Source organism: Bacteroidia bacterium, from assembly GCA_041391665.1.
Taxonomy (GTDB): domain Bacteria; phylum Bacteroidota; class Bacteroidia; order J057; family J057; genus JAGQVA01.
Genome location: JAWKNO010000001.1, coordinates 1,902,193 through 1,916,216 on the forward strand (window position 1 = coordinate 1,902,193; position 14,024 = coordinate 1,916,216).

14 protein-coding genes are annotated in these 14,024 nt (G+C 45.3%); 8 read left to right on the forward strand and 6 right to left on the reverse strand.

Translation table 11 applies throughout. The annotated features are described in order from the left end of the window. Positions 1–120: 120 nt before the first annotated feature. The 6 genes from R3D00_08010 (at position 121) to R3D00_08035 (ending at position 6,143) form a co-directional block, all read left to right on the forward strand. Positions 121–681: an RNA polymerase sigma factor gene (locus tag R3D00_08010; protein ID MEZ4773112.1), complete on the forward strand. Its 561-nt coding sequence runs from the start codon at positions 121–123 to the stop codon at positions 679–681. Between the two features lies 1 nt (position 682). Continuing rightward, on the forward strand, positions 683–1,213 hold the full coding sequence (locus R3D00_08015) for a hypothetical protein (GenBank protein MEZ4773113.1): 531 nt from the start codon (positions 683–685) through the stop codon (positions 1,211–1,213). Beyond that, positions 1,188–2,336 carry a hypothetical protein gene (locus R3D00_08020; GenBank protein ID MEZ4773114.1) on the forward strand — a complete coding sequence of 383 codons (1,149 nt, stop codon included), beginning with the start codon at positions 1,188–1,190 and terminating at the stop codon, positions 2,334–2,336. The genes R3D00_08015 and R3D00_08020 overlap by 26 nt, the downstream gene beginning before the upstream one ends. A gap of 77 nt (positions 2,337–2,413) precedes the next feature. Next, positions 2,414–4,792 carry a TonB-dependent receptor gene (locus R3D00_08025; GenBank protein ID MEZ4773115.1) on the forward strand — a complete coding sequence of 793 codons (2,379 nt, stop codon included), beginning with the start codon at positions 2,414–2,416 and terminating at the stop codon, positions 4,790–4,792. Between the two features lie 98 nt (positions 4,793–4,890). Beyond that, the gene (locus tag R3D00_08030; protein MEZ4773116.1) at positions 4,891–5,658 is read left to right on the forward strand and encodes a creatininase family protein; all 768 of its coding nucleotides are present in this window, start codon (positions 4,891–4,893) and stop codon (positions 5,656–5,658) included. Between the two features lie 26 nt (positions 5,659–5,684). Beyond that, positions 5,685–6,143 carry a GNAT family N-acetyltransferase gene (locus R3D00_08035; protein ID MEZ4773117.1) on the forward strand — a complete coding sequence of 153 codons (459 nt, stop codon included), beginning with the start codon at positions 5,685–5,687 and terminating at the stop codon, positions 6,141–6,143. Here the strand turns inward: R3D00_08035 and R3D00_08040 are convergent. From R3D00_08040 to dnaX, 4 genes are all read right to left on the reverse strand, one after another. Continuing rightward, positions 6,124–6,753 carry a hypothetical protein gene (locus tag R3D00_08040; protein ID MEZ4773118.1) on the reverse strand — a complete coding sequence of 210 codons (630 nt, stop codon included), beginning with the start codon at positions 6,751–6,753 and terminating at the stop codon, positions 6,124–6,126. The two genes, R3D00_08035 and R3D00_08040, sit on opposite strands and share 20 nt — an antisense overlap. A 1-nt stretch (position 6,754) precedes the next feature. After that, the gene (locus tag R3D00_08045) at positions 6,755–7,207 is read right to left on the reverse strand and encodes a MarR family transcriptional regulator (GenBank protein MEZ4773119.1); all 453 of its coding nucleotides are present in this window, start codon (positions 7,205–7,207) and stop codon (positions 6,755–6,757) included. Positions 7,208–7,510: 303 nt separating this feature from the next. Then, entirely contained in the window at positions 7,511–7,975 is a 465-nt protein-coding gene (locus tag R3D00_08050; protein ID MEZ4773120.1) for a hypothetical protein, read from the reverse strand. Between the two features lie 149 nt (positions 7,976–8,124). Next, positions 8,125–9,288 carry a DNA polymerase III subunit gamma/tau gene (gene dnaX, locus R3D00_08055; GenBank protein MEZ4773121.1) on the reverse strand — a complete coding sequence of 388 codons (1,164 nt, stop codon included), beginning with the start codon at positions 9,286–9,288 and terminating at the stop codon, positions 8,125–8,127. 208 nt (positions 9,289–9,496) lie between these two features. Between dnaX and thrS the strand changes: the two genes are divergently transcribed. Next, positions 9,497–11,437 carry a threonine--tRNA ligase gene (gene thrS, locus R3D00_08060; GenBank protein MEZ4773122.1) on the forward strand — a complete coding sequence of 647 codons (1,941 nt, stop codon included), beginning with the start codon at positions 9,497–9,499 and terminating at the stop codon, positions 11,435–11,437. Positions 11,438–11,558: 121 nt separating this feature from the next. Beyond that, entirely contained in the window at positions 11,559–12,140 is a 582-nt protein-coding gene (gene infC / locus R3D00_08065; protein MEZ4773123.1) for a translation initiation factor IF-3, read from the forward strand. A gap of 53 nt (positions 12,141–12,193) precedes the next feature. Here infC and R3D00_08070 read toward each other — a convergent pair whose 3' ends face one another. Further along, on the reverse strand, positions 12,194–13,273 hold the full coding sequence (locus R3D00_08070) for a tetratricopeptide repeat protein (GenBank protein ID MEZ4773124.1): 1,080 nt from the start codon (positions 13,271–13,273) through the stop codon (positions 12,194–12,196). A gap of 69 nt (positions 13,274–13,342) precedes the next feature. Then, positions 13,343–14,023 carry an RluA family pseudouridine synthase gene (locus R3D00_08075; protein MEZ4773125.1) on the reverse strand — a complete coding sequence of 227 codons (681 nt, stop codon included), beginning with the start codon at positions 14,021–14,023 and terminating at the stop codon, positions 13,343–13,345. Between the last annotated feature and the right edge of the window lies 1 nt (position 14,024).

Below are 14,024 nucleotides of genomic sequence, written 5' to 3' on the forward strand. Positions count from 1 at the left end.
CCTCAGATTGCTAAAAATGCCTATGGACAAAGTATGGACAAGTGAAAATTTATAGAAAATTGTTACTTGAATTGCAGCATTATCAATAGATGGTTGTCTGTATATATACATCCCTCAACATTGTTGAAAAAGAATGGACATACACCGGAATTTCTACTGAGTGCCTGCCGGAAAGGCGATCCGAAGGCACAAAAGGAGATGTACAGGCGATATTTTCCTGCTATGTACAACACGGCCCTCCGAATGGTAAATGATCCCTTCGAGGCTGAAGATCTTATGCAGGAAGCTTTTCTGGATGCATTTGAAAATATGGACGCTTTTGAAGGTCGCGCATCCTTCGGAAGCTGGCTAAAGCGAATTGTGATTAACCGCTGCCTCAATCATTTGAAAAAGCGGAAAATCGATTTTGCCTATGCCGACGAAGAAACATGGGAAAAAATTCCGGAGAGAAATGTAGAGGAACACAATGTGCAAATCTCTCCTGAAACTGTTTCTCAGGCGATCGCCCAACTGGCTGATGGATTTCGGATAATACTGAGTCTGTATCTGATTGAAGGATATGACCATCAGGAAATTGCCCAGATTCTGAATATACAGCCTTCTACTTCCCGTTCGCAATTTGTGAGAGGACGTGAAAAACTTCGGAAAATCCTCATTCAGCAATTTGAAATGAAAATGTAACATGGAAAATCATACACTCGACGAAAAAATTATTTCCATACGGGACAAGCTTGACGTCAATCTTCCTGTAAAAGGGCATGAGGCCCGGTTTGCCCAAAAACTCAGGAATAGAAAACGACAAAAAACTTCCATCATCTGGTGGAAATATGCCGCAGCTTTTGCCATGCTTATATCTCTGGCCGGAACGATATGGCTGGTCAGGCAACAAAAACCAGAACCTGTTTCATCGATAGAAACCGAACTTGACGAACTGGAGGTGTACTATACAACCCGATTTCATGAAGAATTTTCCCGTCTCGATACCTACAATCTGGAAGAATATGCATTTGCCCGCCAGCTAAAAGAAGACCTCGACCAGATCGAAATATCCAATGAAAATTTCAGGAAAATGATTCGCGAGCAAGGTAAAAATGAATACCTGATCGATGCGATGATTGAAAACTATCAGATGAAACTCAAAATACTTCGGAAGCTGAAAAAACTGATCGAAAAAACTGAAAAAACGCATGAAACCCACCAGTCTCCTTCTTAAATCAACCTTTGCAATCATTCTCTGCGCACTGATATCCATAGCCGGATACACGCAGGAAGTTACACGCGAGATTCAGCGTACAATTGCAACAAAGCCTGATATGACCCTCTATCTCACCAACAAACAAGGTGATATACATATTGATACGTGGAACAAACCGGAGATTCGGTTTACCGGTACGATTTTGCTGAAAGGGAGCAATACTGATCTCCTCGAAAAAAAACTGGAATCGATGGTGATAAAAATTTCTTCCGATGAAAAGGAAATCCGAATCGAAAATCAGGCGTCTTCGGGCAATCAGGTAATTTGGGGGACCCAACCCCGGAATTCTCCCTATTTCTTCAATATTCAGACATTCTCAGGTGTGAGCAGCGAAAAAACAGATTTTCATATTACCGTTCCCCGCAACATGAAGCTGCATATTGATCACCAGTATGGAGATGTTTTTGTCGGAAATACAGATGCGAATGTCGATCTGACGCTGAGACATGGCACACTCAAAGGAGAGGTGATGAAAGGCAATAATAAACTTTCGCTTTCTTATACAGACGGTACATTAAAGGAATTGGGAAAAGCAACCATTGAAGCTCAAAAATGTCAGCTCCATATCATCGGAGCAGGCAGGCTCGATATTCACAGCGCATACTCCGAGTTTGAGATTGACCAGGCCGACAGCCTGATTTCCTCCCACAAACACAATGAGTTTGAAATCAAAAATGTAGGTTATCTCAAAATGGATGAAAACTACTCGGATGTGAATGTATTTCATCTTTTTAATGAAGGAGATTTTCGCTTCAACTACGGAGATTTGAAACTCGACTGGGTAGCTCCCGATTTCAAATACCTGAACCTAACCGGGGAACTATCCGATTTTGATGTGAAACTCGATACGACCGCAACTTTTTCACTGGAAATCGATTCCGATCTCACGGAGTTTAATCTGCCGGATGATCTGGTGATCATCAGCAAAAAAAACATGGCGCCGTTTCCCTCCCTGCGGCTCCAGGGAGTAAAAGGATTGGAAAGCCTTAAGACAATCCGTTATCCGGAAAATGTACAGATCAAAAACAAACCCAAAAGCATTGTGATCATTACAAAAAGCGGAGGGGTAATCCTGAAATAATCCAGTAATTCATTCCTTTTTTTGTCCATTGTCATATCTGTAAATCCATTGTAACTTTACAGCCCAAAATCAAAGGAATGCCGAATTTGTCCTATCGTTCAGTTTGTACAGTAATATTATTTCTGGTTGTCGCCATCACCGAGGTTTTAGGCCAGTCCGGCCAGATTCGCGGACGTGTCGTTGATGCAAGTACACGCGAGCCGCTGGTGGGTGCCACGGTATTTATCCCTGCCAAAAAAGTTGGCGCCTATACCAATGACCAGGGGATTTATAGCTTTAAGGTAAACCTCTCTGCCCAGTCTGAAGATCTGGAAGTGATATCTTTCTATTATGGATATGACACAACCCGCCAGGTGGTTACCCTCGCCAATAATGATATCCAGACGCTGGGTATTACGCTTCAGGAAAGGATGGTGTACGCCAATGAAGTGGAGATTATTGGAAAAAAGACGGGCGAAATTGTGAAAACGGAGGTAGATGCAGGGGTAACAACGATTTCTCCGCAGGAAATCAAGCTGATTCCTTCGGTAGGCTCTGCTGACCTTGCGCAGTTTTTGCAGGTTTTGCCAGGGGTGGTTTTTACCGGAGACCAGGGCGGGCGTCTGTATATCAGAGGCGGAACGCCGATTCAGAATATGGTACTGATGGATGGAATGATCATGTACAGCCCTTTTCACTCCATCGGGCTTTTTAGTGTGTTTGATCCTGATTATATCCGAAACGTAGATGTGTATTCTGCCGCATTCCCTGCGCAATATGGCGGTCGGGTTTCGTCTGTGATTGACATCAATACCCGCAATGGCAACTTTAAGAATTTCAGCGGGAAACTCGATGTAAATCCATTTATGACCTCTGCGCTGATTGAAGGGCCGCTGGGAAAAACCAATTCGCAGGGTGGGGGATTGAGTTATATGCTTTCGGCGAGAAATAATTTTATCGATAAAACCGCCAAAACATTATACCCATATGTCAATGACACTACGGGGCTTCCTTACAATTTTCTCGACTTGTATGGAAAACTCACACTGACCGATGGGGTCAATTATACAAACCTCTTTGGTTTCCATCAGACCGATAATGTAAACTTTGAATTTCCGGCAGATATCGGATGGGATGCTTCAGGTGGCGGTGCCAATTTCCAGCTTTTGCCTGCCGATGCAGGTGCGATTGTCAGCGGCTCATTTGCTTATTCGCAATACAATACCTCGCTCAAAAGCCAATCTGAAAATTTTCCCCGCCGCAGCGGCATCAAAGGATTTAACGGAACCCTGAAGGTTGGTTATATCTTCAATTCCGTAGATGAATTTGCCTTCGGCATGACTTTCCTGGGATTCCGAACCGACTACCTTTTCACCAATTCATTTGGTCTTCAGACCGAGCAGGTAGCCAGCAATACAGAAGCTGCGGCATATATGCTTTATAAAAAGGTCATCCAAACCAAAAATGCAGCCGGAGAAGTATTTGACCGGGCAGTCATTGAGCCTAGTGTCAGGGTTCACTACTACAACAACCAGTCTCAGCCACAGGTTGAACCGCGAATCAGAATGAAACTTAACCTCCCCCGTGTCAGTCTGAGTGCTGCCGGTGGCATGTATTCTCAGAATCTTCTGGCCGCAGTCTCCGACCGGGATGTGGTAAACCTCTTTCAGGGTTTTCTCTCAGCGCCTTCGAGGCTCGATGACCGGATCAAAAAAACTACCCTCCAAAATAGCTGGCATGCACTTGGCGGGATAGAACTGGAACTTTTCGAAAACCTCTCCACCACTGTGGAGGCATGGTACAAAGACTTTACCCAGCTGACTAATATCAACCGGGATAAAATATTCCCCGAAGATCCAGACTATATTACCGAAGTGGGAAATGCCTACGGCTTTGATGTCGTGCTGAAATACCAGACAAAGCGGATGTATTTCTATTCCAACTATGGCTGGGCAAAAGTTACCCGTACCGATCGCCTTCAGACTACCCCCCGTACATATCCTACCGTGTTTGACCGGCGGCATACCGTAAATGCTGTTGCTGCCTATAAAGTAGGAGACTTTGCCTTCAGGGATCAGGATGGTTTCCGCACCCGGCCCAAATTTACGGATCCCAAATGGGAGTTTAGTTTTCGCTGGACCATGGGCTCTGGTTTTCCTTTTACCCAGACGCAGGGTTATTTCGAAAAACTCAACTTCAGAGATGATGGCGCACTTACTGATCTTTCCACCCAAAATGGTTCCCTGGGACTGATCTTGAGCGATGATCTCAACGGAGGCCGTCTGCCTTATTACCACAGACTGGACCTTTCTGCCCGCCGTCGCTGGATTTTGGGAAATCATACGCTCCTGGAGGTCAATTTCAGTATGATCAATACCTACAACCGGAAGAATATATTCTATTTCGACCGGATTGCCTTTGAACCTGTGTATCAGTTGCCGGTAATACCAAGTCTGGGCATTACCGCAAGATATTGACCGCTGGAAATGTTGGATAAATGAAGGAATGAGTTGGAGCTTGTAGAAGTTTCCCTTAAATTCATTCCCATAACAGATTTTATTCAATATCAGGAGAGATGAATTCCCCCCGACCCTATATTCTCGCAGAAACGAACTGGAAATCTGTAAAGGAAATTCAGTATGATGTGGCCGTACTTCCATGGGGTGCGACAGAAGCGCACAACTACCATCTTCCCTATGCTACAGATAATTTTCAGGCAGATTATGTGGCCGCAGAGGCAGCCCGTATAGCCTGGGAGTCTGGTGCTAAAGTGGTGGTACTGCCCTGTATTCCCTTTGGCGTGAATACCGGCCAGCTGGATATCACCCTTTGTATGAATATGAATCCCACAACTCAAATGGCGATTCTTCGGGATGTTGTGGACGTCCTCGACCGGCACAATATCCGGAAGTTTGTCATACTCAATGGCCATGGGGGCAACCATTTTAAACAGATGGTGCGTGAATTGAGCTTTTACCACCCGCGGGTATTCAGTTGCTGGCTCAACTGGTTTCAGGCGGTCAACTGGAATGATTATTTTGATGAGCCGGGCGATCATGCAGGTGAAATGGAAACCAGCGCCATTATGCATATTGCGCCGCAATTTGTACTCCCACTGTCAGAAGCGGGGGATGGCGCCGCCCGAAACTTTAAGATCAAAGCGATACGGGAAGGTTGGGTGAGTGCGCAGCGTCCATGGACCAAAACAACGAAGGATACAGGCGTGGGCAACCCGAAGGCAGCAAGTGCAGCAAAGGGAGAGAAATACCTCGCAGACTGTGCCCGTAATATCGGTGAATTTCTTGCTGAGCTGGCAAAAAATGATCCGGAAGAAATGATATAAAGCCATTGTCAGTTATTAGCCAGTGTATGCAAGTAAGAAAACCCTATATAGAAGATATGCCCGCATGGACCGCCATGCGAAAGATTTTATGGCCTCATACCACCCCCTCCGATAATCAGGAAGAGGCCCACCGGATATTTTCCGGTTACCCCATTGAAGATGAAGAGGAAACAGGCGCATTTATGTTGGAAGGTCCGGGGGGAGAACTGGTTGGGTTCATTGAGGTATCGATGTATGCAACGTTGCCATATTATCCCGAAAAACCGGTAGGTTTTGTCGAAGGATGGTATGTCGCGGAGGCATTTCGCCGCAAAGGTGGAGGCCGGAAACTGATGGAAGCAGCTGCCGAATGGGCTTCCCGCCGACGCTGTCGGGTGCTGGGTTCAGACACCGAAGTCTGGCGAAAAGAAAGCGTCGCTGCCCATACGGGTACTGGCTTTGCCATTGTCCACCGCGAGGGTGAAACTATTTTTTTCCGTAGGTAGATTCTCCGGGCAGATTCCTGCTTATGTCTGATACTATTTTTTCAAATACCGGTTTTGACTGAGGTATTTTCCCGCTACATGAAATATGGTAACGGTTATATAATCCTGCCTCCAACTGTGTGGTTTGGCTGGTTGAATCCTCGGGCATCCATACAAATGAACCATTGGGTAAGCCTTCCGGCGGAGAAATCATCAGAGAATCGCGCTGTCGTTCATACCGGCGAAAAAGAAACAGAAAGCCTGCCGAATCCGCAGCATAATCGGCAAGGGTGACTTTTAAGGTATAACCATCCGGATGCCGGTAGAGCCGTTGAAGGGAAGAAAAATTACGGGTGAGAAATACACTGCCTGTAGTCGTGAGCGGAAAAAAACCTTCCGGGCGCTCCGGTAAAATGCGAAGAAGTACCTCTTTGGAAACCGGAACCGTGTCGCCGGAAATGATACGGTTGGCAAGCGCTTGTTGAACCTCCGTAATATTTGCCGGAGGCCGGTAGTCAGCATTCTGGCGGGAGCAGCCCCAAAAAACAGATACCAAAAAAAGCACAGCTAAAAAGCTGTGCAAATGTTTTTGTTTGTGCCCATGATCGGGCTGGTAAGGCGTAGAAGGCATATTAATATCCGGGTAAACTAACCTTGGATATTTTCTCAAGCCCATCCACCAAAATCCCAAACTGATCATCTTTCATTACCTGCTTCATGCGGGTTGAAAGTTCTCTTAAAAAGTCAGCATAATCAGTAAGCAATTTTTTGCCCTTCGTCGAGATGTGTACATAAATGGAACGGCGGTCAGTTTTTGAATTGACCCGTTTCACCAGTTTTTGTGTTTCCATTCGGTCGATGATATTGGTGAGGTTACTCAATTTAACCTTAACCGTTTCTCCGATATCCTTCATCTTTTTGTCTCCGTCAGATTCCAGAAGCTTCAGAATATCAATTTCGACAGCAGAAACCTTAAACCGCTTTTGCACAATCTCCTGATGTTTGTTGATGACTTCGCTCAATTGAAACAAACTTTGCTCCAGGCGATCAAGTTTGTCAACCTTTGCATCTTGATTATCATGCATAATGATGGGAATTAAAATTGGGTTGAATTAGCTATTGGACAGTAATATACAATATCCGGGAATAAATACACAGTATATTTTCTAATCGAACCACCTATTAGCAAATGAAAACCGAGACCACAGGTAAAGTTTTAATAAGTTGCTCAAGGGAAAATACGTTAAAAAACCAAAATCTTACCAACCGGCTTTTTTACTGATTCGTGTTATGCCGAATGCTGAAATAACCTGTCGAAAGACTATTCACAAAAAAAACACTTTTTTTACGAAAAGGCAAGATGTGAAAGTTATTTTTTTCAGAATCTTTTAATCGTAGATAATTCTTGTTCTGAATATTTCCTGTAGTTTCCTTAGACTTGGATTTTTCCTGGCCATTTCTGACAGTTTTTCTTCATTGGTATAGGGGATCTCTTTACGTGCAGGAGACAGGCTTTCATCTACTGATAGCTCCCAGAAGATTTCATTCACAGACAGGTTGGTTCTTAGATAGGGTAAAAGGTCGGTTTCCTTTTCAACCATTTGCTTAAGTAGCTCATTCTCAAGGGAAAAAGATAGTTTGTTGTGCGTAAGTACTGCCTTCCCATTTTGTAATGCGGATGCCAGATTCATCCGGTTTCCCTTCTTCAGAATCTCAATGTAGTTTTTCAGTACCTGTTCAAATTTCTTCCCATCAATATCTATATTCGGATTGATCGAATAACTAAAATTTTCTTCCTGTCCCGACTTTTTTTCTTTCTCTGCCTGGAGTTTTTCCAGTGCATTCATTTTCATCGCAGAGAAATTGTCAGAAATTTTCAGGGCAGGTGAAATTCCTTGTACACGGGTTTTGACCACTGGTGGAGTGGGGGAGTTGACTACTGTTTCGGGCTGGTTTTCAACAACTTTTGCCGCTGAGTTTTCTTCTTTTTCGGTTTCTCTTTTTAAGACTGCGGGCTCAGTTTTTTTTTTTCAGGTGGGGCAGAAACATGTCCATTGGACGCTATCCGAATAGCCGTTTCCAAATGTGCCAGTTTGATCAGCGCCAGTTCTGCAACCAGTCGGGGATGGCTGGCTGTTTTGGTTGCCTGCTCCGACTGCGAACATAGATGGAAAGCATTCAGCAGAAACGTCGGCGATACGGACTGGCACTGCTCTTTGTAGCGCTCCCGAACATTCTCGGAAGTCTCCAGCAACGTAAGGGTACGGGGATCCTGACAAATCAGCAGGTTGCGCAAATGTTCGGTCAGCCCGACCATATAATCTTTTGCCTCAAATCCTTTCTCTACAATTTCATTCAACAGCAGGAGCAATGCGCCGTGGTCTGATTCTGATATGAGAGAAATCGTGCGGAAGTAATATTCGTAGTCGAGAATATTCAGGTTTTCGAGTACGGATGCAAATGTGAGTTTGCTGGTAGTATAGCTGACCAACTGGTCATACAAACTCAATGCATCGCGAAGTGCGCCATCAGCTTTAAGTGCGATCTGCTGTAAGGCTGCATATTCGTAGTCTACCTCCTCCTCTTTGGATATATACTCCAAATGCTGGGCAATATCGTCCACCCGTATTCTCCGGAAATCAAACTTCTGACAGCGGGAGAGAATGGTCGGAAGGATTTTGTGTTTTTCAGTAGTGGCGAGAATAAACAGCACGTGTGCCGGGGGCTCTTCCAGGGTTTTAAGAAAAGCGTTAAACGCTGCCTGAGAGAGCATATGAACCTCATCTATGATATATACGCTTCGTTTGCCATTGGGTGGCACATAGCGGGTCTGCTCGATCAGGTTTCTGATGTCATCCACACTATTGTTGGAGGCCGCATCCAGTTCGTGGATATTGATGGACTTCCCCTCGTTGTAGGAGTTGCAGGAATCGCAGCCATTGCAGGGTTCTCCGTCTTTGCCCAGGTTTTCGCAGTTAATGGCTTTGGCGAGAATACGGGCACAAGTGGTTTTCCCAACTCCCCTTGGACCTGAAAACAGAAAAGCATGAGCCAGTTGGTCCAGCAGAATCGCACTTTTGAGTGTGTTCGTAACGTGCGCCTGACCCACAACAGAGGCAAATGTGCCCGGCCTGTATTTTCTGGCAGATACGATATAATTTCCCATAAGACAAAGCTAATAAAATTTGTCCCGAGGTTCAAAGGTTGTTTATAAGTATCAGCGGGAGTTGCAACCATCGTTATATCCTGGAAATCTCGGAATGATACTCCGCATTTTCAAGGATAAGCTATTTCAAAATTCCCCCCACAACTAATTTTCTGATTTTTCTTATTCCTGTGTATCTTAGCGCTCGATTTTAAGAACTGAGAAGAAAATGCAGGAAAATATTCAGATTCACCTGCCCGATGGTTCCGCTAAAACTTATGCAAGCGGCGTAACCGGCGAGGTGATTGCACAGGAAATCAGCGAGGGACTCGCCCGCGTAGCACTGGCTATTAAGGTCAATGGAAAGGTTGTGGAGCTCAACAGACCCATAACCGAAGATGCAAAGGTTCAAATCCTTACGTGGCATGACCAGGACGGCAAAGAAACCCTGTGGCATTCCTCCGCTCATATTCTTGCCGAAGCCATCGAATCACTTTACCCCGGCGTAAAACTGGGCATTGGTCCCGCGATTGAGCGTGGTTTTTATTATGATATCGATTTTGGCGATTATGAGTTTGGTGCCAGCGACTTTGAAAAAATAGAAAATAAATTTTTGGAACTCGCCCGTACCGGCGAAACGTTTGTGCGCAAAAATGTTTCCCAGGCGGAAGCCAGGGCTCATTATGCAGGTATCGGCAATGAGTATAAAGTCGAACTGATCGACAATCTGGAAGATGGCAATATCACCTTTTACTATTCGGGCAATTTTGTGGACCTCTGCCGGGGACCCCATATTCCCAATTCGAAGGTGATCAAAGCGGTAAAAATCCTCAATACCGCCGGCGCCTACTGGCGCGGAAACGAGAAAAATCCTCAGCTCACCCGTCTGTATGCCATTTCCTTCCCCAAAAAGGCAGAACTTGACGAATACCTCGAATTGCTCGAAGAGGCCAAAAAACGCGACCATCGCAAAATTGGCAAAGAAATGGGGCTGTTTGCCTTCTCCGAAAGGGTAGGGCTTGGGCTGCCACTCTGGTTGCCCAAAGGTACCCGGCTGCGCGAGACCCTCATCGACTTTCTGAAAAGAGTACAGGAAAAAGCGGGTTACGAACCCGTTACCACGCCCCATATCGGAAAAAAAGAATTGTACGTAACTTCCGGCCACTGGGAAAAATACGGTGCCGACAGCTTCCGTCCCATAGATACCCCACAGGAGGGAGAACAGTTTATGCTTAAACCCATGAACTGCCCTCACCATTGTGAGATTTACGCGACACGTCCACGCTCTTACCGCGATTTACCCTTGCGATTGGCTGAATTCGGTACGGTGTACCGCTACGAACAGCATGGAGAACTGCACGGACTTACCCGCGTACGCGGCTTTACACAGGACGATGCCCATATCTTCTGCCGGCCAGATCAGGTGAAGGAAGAGTTTATCGCCGTGATCGATATCGTTTTATATATTTTCAGGATACTGGGGTTTGACTTCAAAGCACAGGTTTCGCTTCGGGACCCTAACAATCCGGCAAAATATATTGGTCCAACCGAGCTATGGGATCAGGCTGAAAATGATATCCGCGAAGCTGCCGCAGAAAGAGGGCTGGAAACCGTGGAAGTAGAAGGAGAAGCCGCATTTTACGGACCTAAACTCGACTTCATGATCCGCGACGCGCTCATGCGTGAGTGGCAGTTGGGAACCATTCAGGTGGACTACAATTTGCCGGAACGATTTGGACTGGAATATATCGGCGCCGACAACGAAAAGCACCGGCCGGTGATGATTCACCGCGCACCCTTTGGTTCGCTCGAAAGATTCACTGCGGTACTGATCGAACACACAGCGGGAGACTTTCCCTTATGGCTGGCACCGGTGCAGGCAATTATTTTGCCTATTGCCGAAAAGTTTAATGATGCGGCAGAAAAATTGCGGTTAGAACTACGCGATGCAGGGTTTCGTGTCGAAGTGGATGGCCGCAATGAAAAAGTAGGCAGAAAGATTCGCGATGCCGAAGTCGGCAAATTCCCCTATATGCTTATTTTGGGAGAAAAAGAGATTGCCGAAGGAACTGTTTCCGTAAGAAAACGTAAATCGGGCGACCTGGGATCCATGACAAACAAAGGATTTGAAGAACATCTGAAAGCAGAAATAACAGAAATGCTTACCTGATTTTCCCAAATTTTGGAAAACATACCCGAACCGTTAGTCTGATTTTGGCTAATTTATCTTTTTTAATTATATTCAATTTTAGATTTTTTTATCCGTAAAACTAATTCAAAACGAAACTAATTTGGCGAAAAGAGAACAAAGTGCTAATCCTGTAAGAAAGCGCAACGAAAGACCCCACCGAATCAACATGGAAATTCGCGTGCCTGAAGTACGTGTGGTAGGTCTGGATCCTTTCTCAGAAGAACTGGGAGGAAAGGAAGATGGCCTTTACAGAACTTCTGAAGCTATTCGTATTGCCCAGGAACTTGGGCTTGATCTTGTAGAAGTTGCCCCTAATGCAGAGCCGCCAGTATGCCGGATTGTGGAGTATTCCAAATTTCGGTATGAGCAGAAAAAGCGGGAAAAGGCCAATAAGGCCAAACAGCATACCGTGGTGATGAAGGAAATCCGCTTTGGCCCCAATACGGATGACCATGACTTTAATTTTAAGGTTCGGCACGCTGAAAAATTTCTCAGCGAAGGAAATAAACTGAAAGCATACGTTCAGTTTCGTGGCCGGAACATTATCTATAAAGAGCGTGGAAAAGACGTATTGGATAGATTTTCGGAAGCGCTTGACGAGGTTGCTAAAGTTGAAATGGAACCAAAAATGGAAGGGCGGAGAATGATCATGATCATGACGCCTAAAAAGGCTAAAGTCTGATCCATTTTTTGGCAAAACAATATAGTCCCGACAGAAAGTAATTTCTGCCGGGCTTACTGGTTTTTACCCACCAGTCTCAAAAATCTTGGATCTGATGTATATGGTTCGTAGGCGGGTTCGAGCAATACATCTACAATGTCATCGTAGTAATATTTCATTGCCAGCTCGAGGTAATGGAAAAACTGATCATCATCTTCCATCGCCGCATATATTTCTGCCAGGGTTGCATAGGCAATCGACCGTTCACCATCTACAGCCAGTGCATTTTTTGCATCGATAACTGCCGCTTCATAATTTCCGTTGAGCAAATGGTAATATGCGCGGTTGTTGTATGCCAGCGGATGTGGGGCAATTTCCAGCGCATGGTTAAAGTCGTCGAGCGCCGCCTCCGCATCTATGGCAATTCGGAGTGCGCCTCTGTCCACATAATAACCCGCCTTATTGGGGGTCATCTCCAGCAATTTGTCATATTCTGAAATCGCTCCCGGCGTATCGCCCAATTCCATAAAACACTGGGCACGCCATACATACAGCTCTTCAAGCCGGGGAAGGTAAACCTGTGCTTTTCCAAAATCCTCTGCCGCAGCCTGAAAGTCGGGGTTATTTTTTCTGAAATAACATACACCGCGCAGCATAAATATTTCTTTGTCTTCCCCCGAATCCAACGCTTTGGTAAAGTAATGAATCGCCTGGTCGTAAGATTCTTCTCTGGAGAATATTTCCCCCAGACTCTTCAGGGCAAAACCGTTTTTGGGATCTGTTTTCAACACTTCCAGAAAATCATCCTGGGCCTCTTTTGAAAAAGATGCAAACTGACAATTGAGATAAAGTTTTCCTCTGATATTCCTGTAAATAGGATTGTGTGGCTGAATATCAACCGCCTGATCAAAATCGTCGATGATCTGGCCAAATGTATCGGGCGTGTGGAGGGCATCGCGTTCGCTTTGTGAATACAAAGCCGAACCTCTGAGCAAATAGACTTCGGCAACTTCTTCCTCATTCAGGAAAAATTCACTTCCATTCTCCTCATACATCCCAATGGCGAGACTCAATTGCTGATAAGCAATTTCAAAGTCTCTTGCTTCAAAGGATGCTTTGCCCTGAGAAATATATTCTTTGAGTTTAGGCACCATAAATAAGTACGTTTAGCCGCTTTTTATTTCCTGAAACGAAAGCCCTGCAATATAGTTATAAGGGCTCAATTAGTGAAAATCCCGCCACAAATCATTGTCGGGAAGGGGAACCTGAAGGTCAAGTGGCTGTTTGGTCACAGGATGTGTAAGGGATAGTTTACCTGCGAGGAGCGCAATGGATTTGTCCGAATTGAAGGTCGTTTTTCCGTACTTTACATCTCCAACAATGGTACAGCCAATACTTGCCAATTGTACCCTGATCTGGTGTCGCCTGCCGGTGAGCGGGTTGATTTCGATTAAGGCTCTTTCTCCAACCGTTTTCAAAACCCTGTAATGCAACTCTGCATCCTTTGCATCGTGTACGGGTTTGATATAGGCCCGCATGATGTTTTTGTCTTCCAGTTTTTTGAGATAATGTTTGAGCGTCCCGGCCGGTATTTCCGGAATACTTTCCGTAATGGCGTAGTAGGTTTTCCGAATACTACGCTGTTGAAAATCTTTGGAAATTCTGGCAGCGGCTTTGGAGGTTTTGGCTAAAAGCAAAATGCCACCGGTAGGGCGGTCGAGACGGTGAAGCAGGGCAGCATAGACATTCCCCGGCTTATTGTACGTATCTCTTATATAGGCTTTCACCCAGTCAAACACACTTTCATCTTTCGTTTCATCTTCCTGAGAAGGCATGCCGAATGGTTTGTTTACGGCAATGAGATGATTGTCTTCGAAAATAATTTCCACGGATGCTTCGATCATT